Annotated in this window: 16 protein-coding genes; 13 read left to right on the top strand and 3 right to left on the bottom strand. The window is 73.8% G+C overall.

From position 1 onward, the window contains the following. Nucleotides 1–40: 40 nt before the first annotated feature. Together clpB and AB0G56_RS20995 are read left to right on the top strand one after the other, a co-directional pair. Entirely contained in the window at nucleotides 41–2638 is a 2598-nt protein-coding gene (gene clpB, locus AB0G56_RS21000) for an ATP-dependent chaperone ClpB (protein ID WP_360971350.1), read from the top strand. Nucleotides 2639–2870: 232 nt separating this feature from the next. Then, nucleotides 2871–3407: a YbjN domain-containing protein gene (locus tag AB0G56_RS20995; RefSeq protein WP_360971347.1), complete on the top strand. Its 537-nt coding sequence runs from the start codon at nucleotides 2871–2873 to the stop codon at nucleotides 3405–3407. A gap of 15 nt (nucleotides 3408–3422) precedes the next feature. Here the strand turns inward: AB0G56_RS20995 and AB0G56_RS20990 are convergent, their stop codons facing one another. After that, nucleotides 3423–4604, bottom strand: a complete 1182-nt coding sequence (locus AB0G56_RS20990; protein ID WP_360971344.1) for a hypothetical protein — start codon at nucleotides 4602–4604, stop codon at nucleotides 3423–3425. Nucleotides 4605–4728: 124 nt separating this feature from the next. Further along, nucleotides 4729–5916, bottom strand: coding sequence for a pyridoxal phosphate-dependent aminotransferase (locus AB0G56_RS20985; protein ID WP_360971342.1), 1188 nt, complete (start codon nucleotides 5914–5916; stop codon nucleotides 4729–4731). A gap of 847 nt (nucleotides 5917–6763) precedes the next feature. On the opposite strand from AB0G56_RS20985, the gene AB0G56_RS20980 reads away from it, so the two are divergent. The 8 genes from AB0G56_RS20980 to fbaA all read left to right on the top strand — a co-directional run bounded on the left by AB0G56_RS20980 (nucleotide 6764) and on the right by fbaA (nucleotide 15036). Then, complete coding sequence (locus AB0G56_RS20980) at nucleotides 6764–7291, top strand: DUF2617 family protein (protein ID WP_360971339.1); 528 nt, start codon at nucleotides 6764–6766, stop codon at nucleotides 7289–7291. 89 nt (nucleotides 7292–7380) lie between these two features. Continuing rightward, complete coding sequence (locus tag AB0G56_RS20975; RefSeq protein WP_360971336.1) at nucleotides 7381–9033, top strand: polyamine aminopropyltransferase; 1653 nt, start codon at nucleotides 7381–7383, stop codon at nucleotides 9031–9033. A 327-nt stretch (nucleotides 9034–9360) separates the two neighbouring features. After that, nucleotides 9361–10530: a histidine kinase gene (locus tag AB0G56_RS20970; protein WP_360971333.1), complete on the top strand. Its 1170-nt coding sequence runs from the start codon at nucleotides 9361–9363 to the stop codon at nucleotides 10528–10530. After that, on the top strand, nucleotides 10527–11204 hold the full coding sequence (locus AB0G56_RS20965; protein WP_360971330.1) for a response regulator transcription factor: 678 nt from the start codon (nucleotides 10527–10529) through the stop codon (nucleotides 11202–11204). The genes AB0G56_RS20970 and AB0G56_RS20965 overlap by 4 nt, the downstream gene beginning before the upstream one ends. Nucleotides 11205–11265: 61 nt before the next feature. Further along, the gene (locus tag AB0G56_RS20960; RefSeq protein WP_360971328.1) at nucleotides 11266–12333 is read left to right on the top strand and encodes an SRPBCC domain-containing protein; all 1068 of its coding nucleotides are present in this window, start codon (nucleotides 11266–11268) and stop codon (nucleotides 12331–12333) included. A gap of 143 nt (nucleotides 12334–12476) precedes the next feature. Further along, a complete protein-coding gene (locus AB0G56_RS20955; protein ID WP_360971325.1) occupies nucleotides 12477–13265 on the top strand; it encodes an aldose 1-epimerase in 789 nt (262 codons plus the stop codon). A gap of 10 nt (nucleotides 13266–13275) precedes the next feature. Then, nucleotides 13276–13824: an orotate phosphoribosyltransferase gene (gene pyrE, locus AB0G56_RS20950; RefSeq protein WP_360971322.1), complete on the top strand. Its 549-nt coding sequence runs from the start codon at nucleotides 13276–13278 to the stop codon at nucleotides 13822–13824. A gap of 180 nt (nucleotides 13825–14004) precedes the next feature. After that, nucleotides 14005–15036 carry a class II fructose-bisphosphate aldolase gene (fbaA, locus tag AB0G56_RS20945; protein ID WP_360971319.1) on the top strand — a complete coding sequence of 344 codons (1032 nt, stop codon included), beginning with the start codon at nucleotides 14005–14007 and terminating at the stop codon, nucleotides 15034–15036. 156 nt (nucleotides 15037–15192) lie between these two features. Here fbaA and AB0G56_RS20940 read toward each other — a convergent pair whose 3' ends face one another. After that, nucleotides 15193–15612, bottom strand: coding sequence for a DUF3151 domain-containing protein (locus AB0G56_RS20940; protein ID WP_360971316.1), 420 nt, complete (start codon nucleotides 15610–15612; stop codon nucleotides 15193–15195). Between the two features lie 366 nt (nucleotides 15613–15978). Here AB0G56_RS20940 and AB0G56_RS20935 point away from each other — a divergent pair, with 366 nt between their 5' ends. The 3 genes from AB0G56_RS20935 (at nucleotide 15979) to AB0G56_RS20925 (ending at nucleotide 20058) form a co-directional block, all read left to right on the top strand. Beyond that, the gene (locus tag AB0G56_RS20935; RefSeq protein ID WP_360971445.1) at nucleotides 15979–16743 is read left to right on the top strand and encodes a serine/threonine protein kinase; all 765 of its coding nucleotides are present in this window, start codon (nucleotides 15979–15981) and stop codon (nucleotides 16741–16743) included. 52 nt (nucleotides 16744–16795) lie between these two features. Next, nucleotides 16796–18481, top strand: a complete 1686-nt coding sequence (locus AB0G56_RS20930; RefSeq protein ID WP_360971313.1) for a protein kinase — start codon at nucleotides 16796–16798, stop codon at nucleotides 18479–18481. 296 nt (nucleotides 18482–18777) lie between these two features. Continuing rightward, the gene (locus AB0G56_RS20925) at nucleotides 18778–20058 is read left to right on the top strand and encodes a DUF4185 domain-containing protein (RefSeq protein ID WP_360971310.1); all 1281 of its coding nucleotides are present in this window, start codon (nucleotides 18778–18780) and stop codon (nucleotides 20056–20058) included. The last annotated feature ends 119 nt before the right edge of the window (nucleotides 20059–20177 follow it).

The following is a 20177-nucleotide window of genomic DNA, read 5'->3' as shown; positions in this document are numbered from 1 at the left end:
ACGTGGCAGACCGCTGACGCCGAGGAGGAGAGAAGCGACCGTGGACGCCGAGCTGACCAACAGGAGCCGGGACGCCATTCAGGCGGCCGGCAACCGGGCCGTGTCCGGGGGACACCCGGACCTGACCCCCGCCCACCTGCTGCTCGCGCTGCTGGAGGGTCAGGACAACGAGAACATCGTCGACCTGTTGTCGGCCGTCGACGCCGACCAGGCGTCCCTGCGCGCGGGCGCCGAACGGGTCCTCGCGTCGCTGCCCAGCGTGACCGGGTCCACCGTCGCGCCGCCGCAGCCCAACCGCGAGCTGCTGGCCGTGATCGCGGACGCGCAGAACCGGGCGCGGGAGTTGGGCGACGACTACCTTTCCACCGAGCACCTGCTGATCGGCATCGCCGCGAAGGGCGGCGCGGTCGGCGAAGTGCTCACCGGTCAGGGCGCGAACGCGAAGAAGCTGCAAGAGGCGTTCCAGAAGGCGAGGGGAGGGCGCCGGGTGACCACACCCGACCCCGAGGGCCAGTACAAGGCCCTGGAGAAGTTCGGCACCGACTTCACCGCTGCGGCGCGTGAGGGCAAGCTGGACCCGGTCATCGGCCGGGACCAGGAGATCCGCCGCGTCGTGCAGGTGCTGTCGCGGCGCACGAAGAACAACCCGGTCCTCATCGGTGAGCCCGGCGTCGGCAAGACAGCCGTCGTGGAAGGGCTCGCCCAGCGGATCGTCAAGGGCGACGTGCCCGAGTCCCTGAAAGAAAAGCGGCTGGTCGCCCTCGACCTCGGGGCGATGGTCGCGGGCGCCAAGTACCGCGGCGAGTTCGAGGAGCGGCTGAAGACCGTCCTGGCCGAGATCAAGGACTCCGACGGTCAGATCATCACCTTCATCGACGAGCTGCACACCGTCGTCGGCGCGGGCGCCGGCGGCGACTCCGCCATGGACGCCGGCAACATGCTCAAGCCGATGCTGGCCCGCGGTGAGCTGCGCATGGTCGGCGCGACGACGCTCGACGAGTACCGCGAGCGGATCGAGAAGGACCCGGCCCTGGAGCGGCGCTTCCAGCAGGTGCTGGTCGCCGAGCCCAGCGTCGAGGACTCCATCGCGATCCTGCGCGGACTCAAGGGCCGCTACGAGGCCCACCACAAGGTGCAGATCAACGACTCCGCGCTGGTGGCCGCCGCGACCCTGTCCGACCGCTACATCACCTCCCGCTTCCTGCCCGACAAGGCCATCGACCTCGTCGACGAGGCCGCCTCCCGGCTCCGTATGGAGATCGACTCCTCGCCCGTGGAGATCGACGAACTCCAGCGCGTCGTCGACCGGCTGCGCATGGAGGAGCTGGCGCTCGACAAGGAGACCGACGCCGCCTCGCGCGACCGGCTGGAGAAGCTGCGCCGCGACCTCGCCGACAAGGAGGAGGAACTGCGCGGCCTGACCGCACGCTGGGAGAAGGAGAAGCAGTCCCTCAACCGGGTCGGCGAGCTGAAGGAGAAGCTGGACGACCTGCGCGGCCAGGCCGAGCGCGCCCAGCGCGACGGCGACTTCGACACCGCCTCCAAGCTGCTGTACGCCGAGATCCCGGAGCTGGAGAAGGAACTGGAGGCCGCCTCGCGCGCCGAGGAGGAGGCCGCCAAGGACACCATGGTCAAGGAGGAGGTCGGCCCCGACGACATCGCCGACGTGGTCGCCTCCTGGACCGGCATCCCGGCCGGCCGCCTGCTGGAGGGCGAGACGCAGAAGCTGCTGCGCATGGAGGACGAGATCGGCAGGCGGCTGATCGGGCAGACCGAGGCCGTGCGGGCCGTCTCCGACGCCGTACGCCGCAGCCGCGCCGGCATCGCCGACCCGGACCGGCCCACCGGCTCGTTCCTCTTCCTCGGCCCGACCGGTGTCGGCAAGACGGAACTGGCCAAGGCGCTCGCCGACTTCCTCTTCGACGACGAGCGGGCGATGGTCCGCATCGACATGTCGGAGTACAGCGAGAAGCACAGCGTGGCCCGGCTGGTCGGCGCCCCGCCCGGATACGTCGGCTACGAGGAGGGCGGCCAGCTCACGGAGGCGGTCCGCCGCCGCCCCTACAGCGTCGTCCTGCTCGACGAGGTGGAGAAGGCCCACCCGGAGGTCTTCGACATCCTCCTCCAGGTGCTCGACGACGGCCGCCTCACCGACGGCCAGGGGCGCACGGTCGACTTCCGCAACGCCATCCTGGTGCTGACCTCGAACCTGGGCAGCCAGTTCCTGGTCGACCCCGTGACGAGCGAGGCGGAGAAGAAGGAGCAGGTCCTGGAGGTGGTCCGCACCTCCTTCAAGCCGGAGTTCCTCAACCGCCTCGACGACCTGGTGGTCTTCTCCGCGCTCACCAAGGAGGAGCTGAGCCGGATCGCGAAGCTCGCCATCGAGCGCCTCGCCAAGCGGCTCTCGGAGCGGCGCCTGACCCTGGACGTCACCCCCGAGGCCCTGGCGTGGCTCGCCGACGAGGGCATGGACCCGGCCTACGGGGCCCGGCCGCTGCGCCGCCTGGTGCAGACCGCCATCGGCGACCGCCTCGCCAAGGAGATCCTGTCCGGCGAGATCAAGGACGGCGACACGGTGCGCGTCGACCGCTTCGGCGAGGGGCTGCTGGTGGGTCCCGCGACCGGCAAGACGCTGTAACCGGCCGACCGCGCGCGACGGCCCGCCACCCGCCCGGTGGCGGGCCGTCGCGCGCCATGCGGGCGTGCCCGTCCGCGTCTGTCCGGGGACGGTCCGGCCCGGAACGGTCCGGCCGGGCGGCCACCCGTCCGGCCGGATCGTGTCAGCCCAGGGCTGACAAGACCGCCGGGGCTTGCCACGCCCCGCCCCGCATGGTGGAGGATGGCAGGATCCGTACGAAGGGAAAAACACGGTGAGCATCGACCCGTCCTCGATTCCGAACTTCGGGGGCCAGCCCGAGCCGCAGTCCCAAGGACCGGCGGGCCCCGTCGTCCCGGATCAGGACCTCGTGAAGCAGCTCCTGGACCAGATGGAACTCAAGCACCTCGTCGACGAGGAGGGTGACCTCGTCGCGCCGTGGGAGCAGTTCCGCACGTACTTCATGTTCCGTGGCGAGGACGACCAGCAGGTCTTCTCGGTGCGGACGTTCTACGACCGGCCGCACAAGATCGACGAGAAGCCCCAGCTGCTGGAGGCCATCGACGACTGGAACCGGCGCACCCTGTGGCCCAAGGTCTACACCCACACCCACGACGACGGCACCGTCCGCCTCATCGGCGAGGCGCAGATGCTGATCGGCATGGGCGTGAGCATCGAGCACTTCGTCTCCTCGACGGTCAGCTGGGTGCGGGCCGCGCTGGAGTTCGACCGCTGGCTCATCGAGCAGCTCGGCCTGGAGGGCGAGGGCGGCGAGGCGGACGGGCCGGAGGACGGCGACGCCGAGGCCTGACAGCCGCCCAACCGCCTACAGCGGTGTGTGCGTGATCGCCAGCAGATACGCACCGTAAGCGAACGAGAGCCCGGTCAGGGCGCAGGCCGGAACGGCCGCGTGCCAGGGCCGGGCTCTCGCCGTGCGCACCAGGACCCGCGCGAGCGGGAGCAGGAGCGGGAAGGCGGGCAGCAGGAAGCGCGGCTTGCACTGGAAGAAGCCCGAGCCGCCGCAGGCCACCACCAGGAGCGCGCCGCTGTAGGCGACCAGGGGCAGGGGCGCGCGGTCCAGCACGAGCAGCGCGTACAGCAGCAGGCCCGCAGCGACGATCGTCAGCGCGCCGAAGAACAGGAACGCCTCCTTGTGCAGCAGCAGGTGCTTGACGAAGCGCAGGGCGCCCATCCCGAAGTCGAAGCGGGAGCCCCACAGCCGCTGCAGCCGCAGGTACCCGCCGAGCGGGTCACCGGTGCGGTGCCCCACCCACAGGACGTAGCCGGTCCAGCCCAGCGGGGCCAGCGCGGCGCCCGTCCACAGCCTGTGGGAAACACGACCCCGGCTTCGGTACACCGCCGCGCCAGCCGCGGCCAGCACCGCTACCGCCACGGCCAGCCCGTTGGGCCGGGCCAGGCCGGCCAGCGCGGCCAGCGCGCCGGCGCGCACCCAGTGCCCGGCGAGCACCGCGTACAGCGCCCAGGCGGCGCAGGCCGTGAGCACCGGCTCGCTGTAGCCCATGGACAGCACGACCGAGTGCGGCAGCAGCCCCCACAGCACGGCGAGGGCGGTGCCGACGGCGCGTCCGTGCAGCCGGGCACCGACCGCGTAGATCCCGCCGGCGGCCACCGCGGCGGCGCACCAGGCCACCACCAGCCCGGCGCCGCCCCCGCTGAGCGGGGTCAGCAGGCGCAGGGAGCGGATCAGCGTCGGGTACAGCGGGAAGAACGCCAGGTCGTCGTGGACGACGCCGGGCCGCGGGCGCTCGACGAAGCCGTAGCCGTGGGCGGCGATCCGCAGGTACCACGGGGAGTCCCAGGACCGGGCGAGCAGGGCGACGGGGTGCCTGCCGTGCGTCCATGCGGTCACGGCGACCACCGCCGCCCCGGCGACCCGGACCGCGGCGAACAGGGCGGCGGCCGTGACGGCGGGCCGGAGCAGGGCCTTCCGTGCGGTGTCCGGCTCGGCGACGGGCGGGAACGGTGGCAGGGTGCTGGCACTGGTCACATCGGCATACTGCGGGACGAAGCGGACGCAGGCTGCGGTTGTTCGGCCGGTCGGCGGAAGCCACCGTCCCCCGGACGTACGAACGCGACCGGGCGACGTGACCTTGACCGGGACGGAACCCGGGTCAGGACGCCAGGCCCTGGAGGCGGGCGGTGGCCTCCTGGAGGACTTCCTCCTTCTTGCAGAAGGCGAAGCGGACCTGGGCGCGGCCGGCGTCCGGGTCGTCGTAGAAGACGGAGTTCGGGATGGCGACCACGCCGCAGCGTTCGGGCAGGGCGCGGCAGAAGGCGTAGGCGTCCTTCTCCCCGAAGGGGGTGATGTCGGTGGTGATGAAGTACGTGCCCTGCGGCTGGTAGACCTGGAAGCCGGCGGCGCGCAGGCCCTCGCCGAGCAGGTCGCGCTTGCGGTGCAGGTCGGCGCGGAAGCCGTCGAAGTAGGAGTCCGGCAGGCGCAGCGCCTCGGCGATCGCGTACTGGAACGGGCCCGCGCTGACGTACGTGAGGAACTGCTTGGCGCTGCGGACGGCGGCGACGAGCGGTGCGGCGGCCGTGACCCAGCCGACCTTCCAGCCGGTGAACGAGAAGGTCTTCCCTGCCGAGGAGATCGAGACGGTGCGCTCGCGCATGCCGGGCAGGGTCGCCAGCGGGTGGTGGGCGCCGTCGTAGACCAGGTGTTCGTACACCTCGTCCGTGATCACCAACAGGTCGCGTTCGACGGCGAGTTCGGCGACGGCCGTCAGCTCCTCGCGGGTGAGGACCGTGCCGGTCGGGTTGTGCGGGGTGTTGATCAGCAGCAGCCGGGTCCGGTCGGTCACGGCCGCGCGCAGCTCGTCGAGGTCCAGCCGGAACGCGCCGTCGTGCGGGCGCAGCGTCACCGGCACCCGGCGTCCGCCCGCCATCGCGATGCAGGCCGCGTAGGAGTCGTAGTACGGCTCCAGGGCGACCACCTCGTCCCCGGGTTCCAGCAGGCCCAGCAGGGCCGCCGCGATGGCCTCGGTGGCACCCGCCGTGACCAGGACCTCCGTGTCCGGGTCCCAGGAGAGGCCGTAACGCCGCTGCTGGTGGTCGGCGACGGCCGTGCGCAGCTCGGGGACGCCTGGGCCCGGCGGGTACTGGTTGCCGCGTCCCTCGCGCAGCGCCCGCACGGCGGCCTCGCGGATCTCCTCGGGGCCGTCGGTGTCGGGGAAGCCCTGTCCCAGGTTGATGGACCCGGTCGAGGCGGCCAGGGCGGACATCTCGGCGAAGATCGTCGTCCCGAACTCGGCGAGCCTGCGGTTGAGGAACGGGCGTGCGCTGGAGGTCATGCGGGACATCCTGCGCTCAAGCTCTGGAGTTCCTCAAGTGTGCTTTGGCCGAGGCGGTGCCCGGGCATCTCCCGGTCACGCAACGAGCGAGACGCCCACGGGGGGCCGTTTCGGGGGACCTCCGGGGGACCGTCCCGGGGGATCGGAAGGAGGGTGACGCCATGGTCTTCGCAGTCCTCATGGCGCTGGTCGCGATGGCGGTGGCCGGCTGCCTGGTCTCCGCCGGGCGCCGCAGGCGCCGGGGCGCGGGCCGGGTCCGGCCGGCCAAGCGCGGTCGGGCGGGGTCGTACAGCGCGGGCGGCGGGAGCGCCGGGGGTGCCGGCTGGTGGGCGTCGTCGGACAGCTCGTCGGGCGGCGGTTCGTCGGGGCACCACTCCGGTGGACACCACTCCGGGGGGCATCACTCCTGCGGGGGGAACTCGTGCGGCGGGGGTTCGTCGTGCGGCGGCGGGTCCTCGTGCGGCGGGGGCTCGTCGTGCGGCGGCGGGTGCGGGGGCGGCTGACCCGGGGCGGCGGCGCCTGGTGGTGAGCGGGATGTGCCGTTCCGGTGGGCGGTCCGGCGCACCGAGACGCGCGCCCCTCTGTGCGCCGTGGCGTACGCCGTGGTTGAACAGTTGAGCAGGTAGGCCCTCTGAGGGATGGAAACCCTACGAAGTTGGGTAAAAAGGCTGTGGCGGCGCCGCCGTTCATGATTCGCTCTACCTCGCCGACGCAGCCCCCAGGACATCCTCCACACCTCTTCCGAACTGGTTCTGAACCGGGTTCCGAACCGGGGTGACGGGCCGTCCTCCCCGTGTCGACCGGGGTGCGCCGGGTCCCGACCCTCCTCTCTTCTGCGTGCTAGCGGAGCCGATCCATGCTCACCACCCTGAACACCTCCTACACCGATACGCGCGCGGCCGACCTCGCCTGGGCCCTGGGGCGCGAGCCGCTGCCCGCCCTGGCCGTGCTCGACCTCGAAATGTCCGGGGTGAAACTCCAGTTGAGACTGCTCGGCGCCTCCCACCAGGTTCTCGTGGAGGAGGAGCGGGGCGCCTGTTCGGAGACGGTCGCATGCATCGCCGGCTCCAGCACACCCCTTCCCCTCGGAGTCGCCAAGCGGGTCGGCGACTGGGAGTACGAGTTCGCCGCGCGCGTCGAGGAACTCACTCCCGGCTCCTTCGCGGGCCGCGCCCAGGAGTTGCTCGCCCTCGTCTCCGACCACCCGCACGGCCTCGCCGGTGTCTTCCCGGGCAGCCCGCACGCGTTCACCGCGATGCTGGCCCAGCGGCAGGACGGCCAGGTGCACTGGCGCACCTGGCACGCCTACCCGCAGGACGGCCAGTTGGTGGCGACCCGCACCCGGGTCGGCGCACGCCGGCCGGCCCCGGCCGCCGTCGACTGAACGCGGCCGAACCCCACCGGGCGGGCAACTCCCGTTTCCACACGTGTGGGTGACGCTGCGTACCGCACCCGTGACGTAACGTCGCAGTCGTGATCGAACCGCACGCCCCGGCCCCGCCCCGCCCGGCCCCGCCCTGTCCGGTGTCGTCCCGGAGCGGCCCCGTCCGGTTGCCCGTCCGGCCGGGGACCGGCCGGTTCCTCGTCCTCGCGGGCGTCTTCGTCTGCGCGGCCTGCGGCCTGGTGTACGAACTCGAACTGGTCGCCCTGGCCTCGTACCTGATCGGCGACTCGGTCACCCAGGCCTCCGTCGTGCTGTCCGTCATGGTGTTCGCCATGGGCATCGGCTCGCTCGCCGCGAAGCGGCTGCGCCGGCACGCCGCCATCGGCTTCGGCGCGATCGAGGCGACCCTCGCCCTCGTCGGCGGCCTGAGCGCCATGGCGCTCTACGCCGTCTTCGCCTGGACCGGCGCCTGGGGCGGCCTGTGGGCGAACGGCCCGCGCTGCCTGCTCGTCGGTTTCTCGCTCGCCATGGGGCTGCTGATCGGCGCCGAGGTGCCGCTGCTCATGGAGCTGATCCAGCGGATCCGCCGCCAGGACGCGGGCGGCGCGGTCGCCGACCTGTTCGCCGCGGACTACGTCGGCGCGCTCGTCGGCGGCCTCGCCTTCCCCTTCCTGCTGCTCCCGCTGCTGGGCCAGCTGACGGGCGCGCTGCTCACCGGTGCGGTCAACGTGGTGGCCGGCGGCAGCCTCGTCCTCGGGCTGTTCCGCCGGGATCTGACCCGGCGCGCCCGCTGGCTGCTGCTCCTCGCCAACCTCGCCGTGCTCGGCCTGCTGGCGTCGGCCGCCGTCATGGTCGGCGACTTCGAACGGGCCGCGCGGCACGCGGTGTACGGCGGCGACGTGCGGGTGGCCGTGCAGACCGGCGTCCAGGAGGTCGTCCTCACCGGCGGCACCCCGGGCCGTCCGCTGGACCTGTTCCTGGACGGGCGGCTGCGGGTCGGTCAGGACGAGCGCCGCTACCACGAGGCGCTCGTCCACCCCGCGATGACCGGCCCGCACGCGCGCGTGCTCATCCTCGGCGGCGGCGACGGCCTCGCCGCGCGCGAGGTGCTGCGCCACCCCGGTGTCCAGCGGGTGGACCTGGTCGAACTCGACCCCGCGGTCGTCCGCCTCGCCCGTACCGACCCGGCGCTGTCCCGGCTGAACGGCCACGTGTACGGCGACCGGCGCGTCCACGTGAGCACCGCCGACGCCTTCGGCTGGCTGCGCCGGGCACCGGCGTCGGCGTACGACGTCGTGATCGAGGACCTGCCGGACCCGGGCATCACGGCGAGCACGAAGCTGTACGCACAGGAGTTCTACGGCCTGGCGCGGCGTGCGCTGGCGCGCGGCGGACGGCTGGCGGTGCACGCGGGGCCGTTCTCCGCGCGCCCGCGCGTGTTCTGGACGGTGGAGGCGACCGTGCGCGCGGCCGGCCTGCGGACGGTTCCCTACCGGGTGAGCGGCCGTGACTCGGGCTTCGCCGCGGGCCCCGACCGCACGACCGGCGCGGCCCGCGCGCCCCGCGACTGGGGCTTCGTCCTGGCCGCCCGCACACCACCTGCCCTGGCCCTGGACCGCCGGGCCCCGCGCCCGCGCACCCTCAGCGCGGCCACCCTCGCGGCGGACGCCCGCGCCGCGGCCCGCACCCGCGTCCCCGGCCTGCCGCCCTCGACCCTCGTCCATCCGCGGTACGCGGGCTGACGCAACGTTCCTGCGCGGCGGGAACGGGAGGCGAGGCGGGAGGGAAGCGGACGGGCGGGGCGCGGGGGCGGGCGGCCGGTCCCCCTCTCCCCCCGGGAGCGGGACCGGCCGCCCGCACCTCCAGGCGTCCCCCGTCGGGCGGCCCCCCGTCCGGTCCCCCGCGCCGCCGTCGCCGCACGAACCTATGGGCGCCCGGAGCGCTGTGGAATCCCGCGGCGGGTGGATCCCGCCGTCAACCTGTGCGGTAGCCGCGCCCGGCCCCTACAACTTTCGCGGTACGGCGAAAGAGGGACGCGGTGGCCAGGGCCCGGGGACTACGCTCCGGCGATGCGGACCCACCCCCGCGCCGTCGGCGGTCTGACGGCCCTGGTGCCGACGGCCGTCGCGTGTCTGCTCGGCGCCGAGGCGGCCGCGCAGGGATGGCCACCGCTCGACCCCCTCGCCTGGACCCTCGTCGCCCTCGCGAACCTGCCGCTGGCCCTGCGCGGCCGGGCCCCCGTCACCGTCCTCCTCCTCGTCCACCTGAGCTGGATCGTCTACGTCGGCCTCGGCCACTGGCCGGTCGTGGACTCGCCCGCCGCCATGGCCGCCCTCTACACGGTGGCCGCCACCCGTCCCACCCGTACCGCCGCCGCCTGCGCCGTCCTGCTGGGCGGGACCTGGGTCTACGCGGGAGTGGTCAGCGGATCCGACACGATGGTGTCGGTCGTCGGCCAGGCCGTCGGCTACCCCCTCGTCCTGTGGCGGTTCGGCCACGTCGCCCGCAGGAGTGCCGAGCTGACCGTGCGGCTGCGCGCCGAACAGGCCCGGCGGGCCCGGCGCGAGGTCGCCGTCGAACGGGTGCGGATCGCGCGCGAACTGCACGACGTGGTCGCCCACCACATGGCCGTCATCAACATCCAGGCCGGCCTGGCCCGCTTCGTCTTCGACACCGACGCCCGCACGGCGCGCGAAGCGCTCACCGCCATCGGCAGCGCGGGCGGCGAGGCGCTGGCGGAGCTGAGACGCATGCTCGGCCTGCTGCGCGCGGACGGTGTGGACGGCACGGAGGAGGACCGCGCCGCCACCGAGCCGGCCCCCGGCCTCGACCGCCTGGAGGAGATGGTGGAGCGGGTCAGGGCCGGTGGCGTCGGGGTCGAGGTGCGGGTGCGCGGCATTCCCAGGGCCCTGTCACCGGGCGTGCAGCTGTGCGTCTACCGCGTGGTCCAGGAGGCCCTGACGAACGTGCTGAAGCACGCCCGGGGCGCGCACGCCGTCGTCGAACTCGGCTACCTCCCGGGCGAGCTGGACGTATCGGTCACCGACGACGGATCGGATCCGGCCACAATCCCCGGACCCGGGGGCCACGGCTTGATCGGTATGCGCGAGCGCGCCAAGCTCTACGGTGGGTCGATCGTCGTCGGCCCGCGACGCGAGGGGGGATACGGCGTGCATCTGACCCTTCCGACGCCGCCGCCGGAACAGAGCGCACGCCGGGGAGACGCCGTCGCCGAATGATCGACGTGCTCGTGGTGGACGACCAGTTCCTCGTACGGAGCGGACTGGCCGCGCTGTTGCGCGCCGCCCCCGGCATGCGGGTCGTCGGGGAGGCCGCCGACGGGGCGGAGGCGGTGGCGGCGACCGCGCGGACCCGGCCGGACGTGGTCCTCATGGACATCCGCATGCCCGGGATGACGGGCATCGAGGCGACCCGGCGGATCCTCGCCGGGGCGCCGGACCCGGCGCCGCGCATCCTGATCCTGACCACCTTCGACCTCGACGAGTACGTGTACGGCGCCCTGCGGGCCGGCGCGGCGGGGTTCCTGCTCAAGGACGCCGGGCCGGAGCGCCTGCTCGCCGCGGTGACCGCCGTGCACGGCGGGGACTCCCTGTTCGCGCCCGTGGTCACCCGGCGGCTGGTGGAGGCGTTCACGGAGCGGACGGACAGCCCGCCCGCGCCCGCCGACACCCCGGCCGGGCTGGGCTCGCTGACCTCCCGGGAGGTCGAGGTCCTCCGGCTGGTCGCCCGCGGCCTGACCAACGCCGAGGCCGCCGAGCGCCTCTTCATCAGCGAGGCCACGGTCAAGACCCACCTCAACCGCACGATGACCAAACTCGGCCTGGCCAGCCGTGCGCAGGCAGTGGTACTGGCCTACGAGACGGGCCTGGTCCGCCCGGGGGACGGGAGCTGACTTCCCGGCGAGGGGCCCGGGGGAGGGTAATCCTGCGCGGCACTGGGTAGTCTCGGCTGACATGGAGCACGAGGTGTTCGTTCCGGTTCCGGCCCGGCGGCTGCGGGCGGCGCTCGCCGACCCCGCGCAGGTGGCCCGGGCGGTCCCCGGCCTCCAGCAGGAGGCGGCCAGCGAGCCCGTCGCCGGACGCCTGAAGGTGCGGATCGGCGGCCACTCCATCACCTACCGCGGCACCCTGCGCGTCCTGGCCCGTGACGACGGCGGTTACGCCGTCGAGGGCGAGGCGGCCGAGGCGCGCGGCACCGGCTCGGTGAAACTCGCGCTCACCCTCCGCCTGCGTGACACCGACGAGGGCACGGCCCTCGTCTTCGGCGGCACCGCGTCGGGCGGGGGCCGGGTCGCCGAGTTGGACGCGCAGGCCGTACGGACGGCGGTGAACCGGCTCCTGAACCGCTTCGCGGAGAACCTGGCGACGGCCACCGCCGAGACGGCGCAGTCCACGGCGCAGTCCCTCGCGACGGAGGACTTCGCCCCGTCTGCCACGGGCGACTTCGAGGCCACCCCGGACGCCGAGGACTCCCCGGCCCCACCACCCGGCCCCGCCGAGGCTCCCGGCACAAAGGCCGCGCGGACGGAGGCCGGCGGCACACAGACCCCGGGCGAAGAGGACGCGGACACGGAGCCCCCGGGCCCCCGCGCCGCCGACGCCCCCGCCCCGCCCCCGGCCGGGCACGCCTCCGTCTTCGACACGGAAATCCCTCCGCCCTCCCTGGACCCGCTCACCGAGGACGAGGACGAGGACGAGGAGGAGGGGGCGGAGGAGAGCGAGGAGGGCGCCGAACCGGCCGGCGAGGCGGGGAGCGGGCGCGCCGCCCCCGCCGCCGAGGGCCCCACCGAGGACTTCACCGAGGCCACCGAGCCTCCGGCCGAGGCGGCGCACGCCCGGCGGACGATGATCGGACGCAGCGCGGAGGAGGTCGACCACGCGCCTCCGCGCGGCCGGTACGCCCCCGTCCCCGCCCCGCTCACCGTCTCCGCGGGCCCCACCCTGCGCTGGGCGGCCCCCGCCGCCGCCCTGGTCGTGGCCTCGGCGATCGTCGTGGGCCGCGCCCTGCGCCGCCGCCGCTGAACCGGGCCGCGCGCGGCGGACCGGACCGGGGCACCCGCCGCGGGTGAGCGGGGCCGCCCCCCCACCACACTCCCGGCCGACCCGCACTGGAGCGCGCCCCCTGATCGGGCACCTGGGCCTGGTCGGACCAGTAGCCTCGTCGCGTGAGTGACGAAGACATCACGCTGACCGCGGGTGACGCGGAAGCGACCGTACGGCCGGGCCACGGGGGCCGCATCGGGGGGCTCCGGGTGGGCGGGCTCGAACTGCTCCGCCAGGGGGACCGGTTCGGGTGTTTCCCGATGGTTCCCTGGTGCGGCCGGATCCGCGAGGGCAGGTTCCGGGACGGTGCCACCGTCCACCAGATGCCGCTCAACTCCCCGCCGCACGCCATTCACGGCACCGCCCGCGACGGCGCCTGGCGCACGGCCCGCACCTCGGCGGACGAGGCGGTGCTGACGTACGACCTCGTCGGCCCCTGGCCCTACCCCGGCCGTGTCACCCAGGTGGTCGCGCTGACCGAGGACGCCCTGACGCTGTCGATGTCCGTGGAGACGTACGACTCCTCCTTCCCGGCGCAGATCGGCTGGCACCCGTGGTTCCGGCGCAACCTGGGCGGGCAGGACGCGCGCCTCGCGTTCGAGCCGGCCTGGCAGGAGGAGCGCGGCGACGACCACCTGCCCACCGGCCGCCGTATCGACCCGCGGCCGGGCCCCTGGGACGACTGCTTCGGCATGCCGGGCGGCGTCGACGTCACCCTCACCTGGCCGGGGCAGCTGGAGCTGAAGGTGACCAGCCCCGAGGAGTGGGTCGTCGTCTACGACGAGCAGGAGGCCGCGGTGTGCGTGGAGCCGCAGACCGGGCCACCCGACGGGCTCAACACCCACCCGCGCCTGGTCACCCCCCTGGAACCGCTGGAGGCCACGACCACCTGGGCCTGGCGCCGCGCTTAAGCTGACTGCCATGAGCGACGTACGCGGCGAGCTGCTGCAGCAGATCAAGGACAAGGCCGTGGTGCACGGCAAGGTGACCCTGTCGTCGGGGAAGGAGGCCGACTACTACGTCGACCTCCGCCGCATCACCCTCGACGGCGTGGCCGCCCCGCTGGTCGGTCAGGTCATGCTCGACCTGACCGCCCACCTCGACTACGAGGCGGTCGGCGGCCTCACCCTGGGCGCCGACCCGGTGGCCACCGCGATGCTGCACGCCTCCGCCGCGCGCGGGAAGACGCTGGACGCGTTCGTCGTGCGCAAGGCGGGCAAGGCGCACGGTCTCCAGCGCCGTATCGAGGGCACCGAGGTCGCGGGCCGCCGCGTGCTCGCCGTCGAGGACACCTCCACCACCGGCGGCTCGGTGCTGACCGCGGTGGAGGCGCTGCGGGAGGCCGGCGCGGAGGTCGTCGCGGTGGCCACGATCGTCGACCGGGCCACGGGCGCGGCCGAGGCGATCGCCGAGCGGGCGGGCGTGCCGTACGTGTTCGCGTACTCGAAGGACGACCTCGGCCTGGACTGAGCCGCGTCCGCCGCCGCGGCGCGGGCGGGGTGCGGGCCGCGCGACCCGGAGTTCACAGGCTGGACAGGGTGTCCGAAGCATTCGGCTCCGTCTGCGAAGATGGGGCCGACGATGACGTCACTCCCTAGGTCAGGGCCGTAAGTACGCAGAACGCACCCCGCACATACAAGGAGCGGACAGATGCCCATCGCAACCCCCGAGGTCTACAACGAGATGCTCGACCGGGCGAAGGCAGGCAAGTTCGCCTACCCGGCCATCAACGTGACGTCCTCGCAGACCCTGAACGCGGCCCTGCGCGGTTTCGCCGAGGCGGAGAGCGACGGCATCGTCCAGATCTCCACGGGTGGTGCCGAGTTCCTGGGCGGCCAGTACAGCAAGGACATGGTCACCGGTGCCGTGGCCCTGGCCGAGTACGCGCACATCATCGCCGAGAAGTACCCGGTCAACGTCGCGCTGCACACCGACCACTGCCCCAAGGACAAGCTCGACGGGTACGTGCGTCCGCTGCTCGCGCTGTCCAAGAAGCGCGTCGAGGCCGGTCTCGACCCGCTGTTCCAGTCCCACATGTGGGACGGTTCCGCGGAGACCCTCGCCGACAACCTGTCGATCGCGCAGGAGCTGCTGGAGCAGGCCCGCGCCGCCAAGATCATCCTTGAGGTCGAGATCACCCCGACCGGCGGCGAGGAGGACGGCGTCTCCCACGAGATCAACGACTCCCTGTACACGACCGTCGACGACGCGATCCGCACCGCCGAGGCGCTGGGCCTGGGCGACAAGGGCCGCTACCTGCTGGCCGCCTCCTTCGGCAACGTCCACGGCGTCTACAAGCCGGGCAACGTCGTCCTCCGCCCCGACCTGCTGAAGGACCTCAACGAAGGCGTCGCGGCGAAGTACGGCCGCCCGGCCGGCAGCCAGCCGTTCGACTTCGTCTTCCACGGCGGCTCCGGCTCCACGGAGGACGAGATCCGCACCGCCCTGGAGAACGGCGTGGTGAAGATGAACATCGACACGGACACCCAGTACGCCTTCACGCGTCCCGTCGTCGACCACATGTTCAAGAACTACGACGGTGTCCTGAAGGTCGACGGCGAGGTCGGCTCCAAGAAGACCTACGACCCGCGCACCTGGGGCAAGCTGGCCGAGGCCGGCATGGCCACGCGCGTGGTCGAGGCCTGCGGCAACCTGCGCTCCACGGGCACCAAGATCAAGTAACCCGCGTTCCACGCGCCGCCGCGTCCTACGCTTTGTCGCGCTCCGCGGCGTGCTGCGTTCCGCGTGCCGAGTACCGAGTGCCGTGACGCACCAGCGAGCCCGCGCCTTTCGGCGACGGGCTCGCTGTGTTGTCGGTGCTTCATCCGGCTCGCGGCGTCAGCGCTTGAGTTCGGCGTACGCCTCCGCGCTGCTGTCCTGAAGGAACTGCCAGCAGCGCGCCGCCTCCTCCTTCTCGTCGATCTCCCCGGCGGCGCGGGCGAGTGCGGCCAGGCAGCGCAGGAACCCGCGGTTGGCCCGGTGGTCCCAGGGGATGGGGCCGTGGCCCTTCCATCCGGCCCGGCGGAGCTGGTCGAGGCCGCGGTGGTAGCCGGTGCGCGCGTACGCGTACGACTCGACCACCCGCCCCTCCTCGAAGGCGTCGTCGGCGAGCATCGCCCAGGCCAGCGAGAACGTCGGGTCCTTGGCGGCGACCTCCGCCGGGGACTTCGACTCCTCGCCCAGCAGGCGGTACGCCTCCTCGTTCTCCGGGAGGCGGGTCGGCTCCGGGCCGCCCAGCAGGTTCTTGTGCGTGGTCATGGAAGCAGTCTGCCACCCGGCGGCCCGCCGCCGGGATGCCACCGCAGAGATGCCGCCGCGGGGTACGGAACCTCCCGTAAGGGACGAATCCGGCCGCACGAAAATGGCCAAAGTCGAGCGGGGCCGCCCGTGACGGACGGGTAGCTTCCTGTGCGACGGGGTGTGACGGCGTGCGACAGCTGCTGACATGTGGGGGAGGCGGGGGCGGTGAGCGGCATCGTGATTCATCTGCCGCCGGGCGGTACGGACGGCGGCCGTGGGCCGGGCGGTGGCGGAGGGCCCGGTGGTGGCGTGCGGCCGGGCGGAGGCGGAGGGCCGGGTGTCCGCGGGTTCGACAGAAGGCTCGACCGGGGGCTCGACCGGGGGTTGACCCTGCGGCTCGGCCCGGGAGAGGTGGCGCGTTTCGGCCGCGGATCGGCGACGGTCCCCGTCGAGCTGCGCCTCGTGGACGCGGCGATCTCGCGGCTGGCCGGGGAGATCCGCGTGACCGACGACCACTGGCAGCTCAGCAACTTCAGTACGACCCACAGTTACCTGGTGGAGAACCCGGAGGGGGCGGGCGAGTACCTGAGGGTGCCGCCCCGGCGGGCGGGGGCGCCCATTCCGTTCGAGTTCGCCCGCATCGTGCTGCCCACCCGCCGCGACACCACCGTGGCCTTCCACGTGTTCGCGCCCGACCACGTCTACCTCGACGCCGACGGCCTGGACGGCCCGGACGGCACAGGGGGCCGGAGCAGCCCCTGGGAGAGCCGTACCGTCATGGCGTACTCGCTGGACGAGACGGCCTCCTACTTCCTGGTGCTGGTCGCCCTGTGCGAACCGCGGCTGCGGGACGAGTCACCGGTCGCCGTGCCGACCACCCCGCAGATCGTCGAACGGCTCAGGGGCCACGCCGCCTGCGCCAGGCTCACCGCGCGCGCGGTCAGCTCGCACATCGACTACCTCGCCGAGGAGAAGATCCGGGTCGGTGTCCCGGACGAGGACGACCCCGCCCGGGTCAACCGACGCAACGGCAAGCGGGAGGCGATCGTCGGCGTCGCGCTGCGGTTCGGGCTCGTACGGGAGGAACACCTCGCGCTCCTGCCGCCCCGCGGCGGGGCCGGCGGACGCCTCCGGCGGACGGCGGGATGACACGGCGGGCGGCGGGCCGCGGTGGCGGCCGCCGGTGCGGCGGGCGCGCACGGTGAGCGGGGCGGACGGCAGTTGGGGGAGCGGCGGCGGTGACGGCGGTGGCGCCGGTACGGATGTGCTGCCGCGCGGCTTCCGGATCGGTGGCTGGGAGGTCGCGGAGCCGATCGGCACGGGCGGCTGGGCCACGGTCTACGCGGGCCGCCCCGCCCTCGGCTCCCGGGATGGCGGCGCGGTCGCCCCGGACGGCGATGCGGCTTCCCGGGACGGTGACGGGGCTGCCCCGGATGGCGATGGGGCTGCCCAGGACGGCGATGGGGGCGCGGAGCGCGGCGCGGGCCAGGTGGGTGGCGGGAGGCAGGAGCGCACCGCGGGTCAGGAGTGGGGCGTGGGCCGGGAGCGTGACGCGGGCCGGGAGCGGGGCGTGGGCCGGGAGCGTGACGCGGGCCGGGAGCGGGGCGGGGGTGACGGAACTGTCGCGCTCAAAGTGCTGCCGACCGCCGGTCTCGCCCCGCGTCAGGCCCGGAAGGTCGCGGAGACGGCCCGCCGAGAGCTGGAACTCGGGCGCCGGGCCGGCCACCCGAGGCTGATCCGCGTACTGGACTGCCTCGTCCTGACCGCGCCGGACCACCCGGCGCTGGACGGAGCGATCGTGCTCGTCATGGAAAGGGCCGAGCGCAGCCTGCGGGACCTGCTCGGCACCGGGCCGGACGAGGCCGAGGCCGCCCGGGTCGTCCGCGAGGTCTGCGAGGGCCTCGCGCACCTGCACGGCGCCGGCTGGGTGCACGGGGACCTCAAGCCGGACAACGTCCTGCTGGGAGCGGACGGTTCGGCCCGGCTCTCCGACTTCGGGCTGGCCACGGAACTGACCGGCGCCCACGGCACCCACGGGTACGCCCCGCCCATGGGCACGCTCGACTACCTCCCGCCGGAGCGGTGGAGGGCCCCGGTCGGCGAACACGGCGTACGGGTCCGGCCGAGCGCCGACGTGTGGGCCCTGGGCATCCTGATCCACGAGGTGTTCGCGCGCGGCGCCTCGCCGTTCCCCGGTGCCACACCCGCGGCGCGCAGTGCCGCCGCGCAGGAGTACGCCGCCGGGCGGGCACCGCTGCGCATGGACAACGCGGTACCGCCGTTCTGGCGCGAACTGGCCGCCGACTGCCTGGCCCCCACTCACGCGGCCCGCGCCGGGCACACCGCGGAGAGCCTGCTGCGGCGCATCGCCGAGCGGCGCCCCGCGCTCCCCCGCTCCGACCGCGGCGGGCGGCGGCGCCCGCGCGGCGTGCTCGCGGCCGTCTCCGTCTCCGTGTGCGTGGCGGTGGCGGTGGGGGTGGGGGTGGCGGTCTGGGCGTTCGCCGGGCGCGACGAGGCAGCCGGGCGGCAGGCCGCGGTGGCGGACCGGCCGGCGGGCAGCGTCCGGGTGTTCAACGTCGACCAGCGCTGCCGGGGCCGGACGGACCGGTCCCCGCAGTGCAGTCTCGGTCTCGCGATCGACCCGCTGCGGCCGTACACCATCGACAACGTCGTCCCGACCCGGGTGTGGAACGGGGACGTCCTCGCCGTCGACTGCCGGCTGGACCGCGGGACGTCCATCATCGACGAGGCGGACGAGCGGTCGGCCCAGTGGTTCCAGGTGCGCCTCCCGCGCGGCTCCACCCGTCCCACGGCATGGCTGCCCGCCGTACGCACCAAGGACCGCCCGGCGGTCCCGGCCTGCCCGCGCCCGACCACCGCGCGGTAGCCGGACCAGGACCGGGCCGGAAGCCGGACCAGGGCCGGGCCGGAAGCCGGACCGGGGGCCGGATCGGGAGCCGGGCGGGGCCGGATCGGAAGCCGGGCCGGGAGCAGGTTCCTGTCACTCCGGATCGTTCCGGATGCCCTCTCCGCCATCCTCGCGGCTACCGTCCGTACCGGCCCGCTCACTTGGTCCCGCGTCGCGCCTGCCCGCCGGTCAACTCGTCCCGCTCGCACCGGCGGTGGGCCACGCGGCCCGATCCGGGCTCTCTCCGACCCGTACCCCCACCGGAGGTCCGACCGATGGCCGACGAGCCACGTCCCCAGCCCAGCAACCAGCACAGCCGTCCCGGCAAGTACAGCGCGTACGGCCGGCCCGGCGCGCCCGAGCCCTCCCGCCGCCGCGCGCTCACCGCCGGCCTGGGGATCGCCCTGGGCGCGGGCCTGGCCGCCGTCCCCGCCACCACCGCCGCCGCCGCGTCCCGCGACGGCGCGCCCCGAGCGCGTACCGGCGCACGGGTCCAGCAGAGCGGCGCCTCCCTGTGCGACCGGCCCGGCGACTCGGCGAGCGCCCAGGGCCTGGGCTCCGGGGACCTGGCGATCCCCTACTACCGCGAACACGACGGCACATGGGGCTACGTCTTCGGCGACTCCTGGGCCGGCATCCAGCAGACGGGTGCCTACCTGGGCTCGCCGCTCATGCTGAACCAGGACCGTTTCGACGCCTCGGGGCAGACGCCGATCTCGTTCACCTGGGCGATGCCCACCGGCGGAGCCGCCCGGCAGCTCTTCGACTACGGCCACCAGCAGGACCACGGGCACGGCTGGGAGTTCAGCCGCATCCCCAACGACTGCATCGAGTTCGGCGGCCGCACCTACCTCCAGTACACCTCCGTGAACACCTGGACCCCGGACGCGGGCCGCGACGGCTCCCTGATGTCGGGCGTCGCCTACTCCGACGACCACGGGGTGACCTGGACCGACTACCCGTACCACTGGGCCGGTGACGTCCAGGGCGTCAACCAGTCCATGTACGGCATGTGGTCGTTCGCGGGCATCGACCCCGACGGCTGGCTGTACGTCTTCTCCAAGCGCTGGAACGGCAGCCACCGCAACACGGCCGACGGGGGCGCGATCCAGCTGTTCCGCATCCAGCCGGGCGACTTCCGCGCCGGCAACTTCGGCGCGCAGCAGAACTGGGCCTACGTGGACGGTGGTTGGCGCTGGACGACGGCGGCCGCCCCCTCGCCGATCCTCACCGGCAACAACATCGGCGAGTTCTCGGTGAAGCGGATCGGGTCGACGTACTGCATGAGCTACTTCGACGTGGACGACTACGCGATCTGCACCCGGACCGCTCCGCGCCCCGATGCGGTGTGGAGCGCGCCGGTGCCGCAGATCGTCGGCAACAACACCTTCCCGCCCGGCCACTGGGGCAGGCCGCAGGTCCCCTTCCTGTACGGCGGATACATCCACCCCGGCAGCGCGAGCGCCACGTCGCTGACGCTGATCGTCTCCCAGTGGAACGGGCAGCAGGGCAGCCCGCCCTACTGGGCCCTCCAGTTCGACGGGATCCGCCCGTGAAGGGCGCGACCCGTCACGGTCACGTGCGGCCCGGGAAGGACGGACCCCGTTCCCGCCATGTGCGGCCCGGGAAGGACGGACCCCGTTCCCGCCATGTGCGGCCCGGGAAGGACGGATCC

The organism is Streptomyces sp. NPDC021356, assembly GCF_040641015.1.
GTDB lineage: Bacteria > Actinomycetota > Actinomycetes > Streptomycetales > Streptomycetaceae > Streptomyces.
This window is presented reverse-complemented; position numbering and strand designations above follow the sequence as displayed.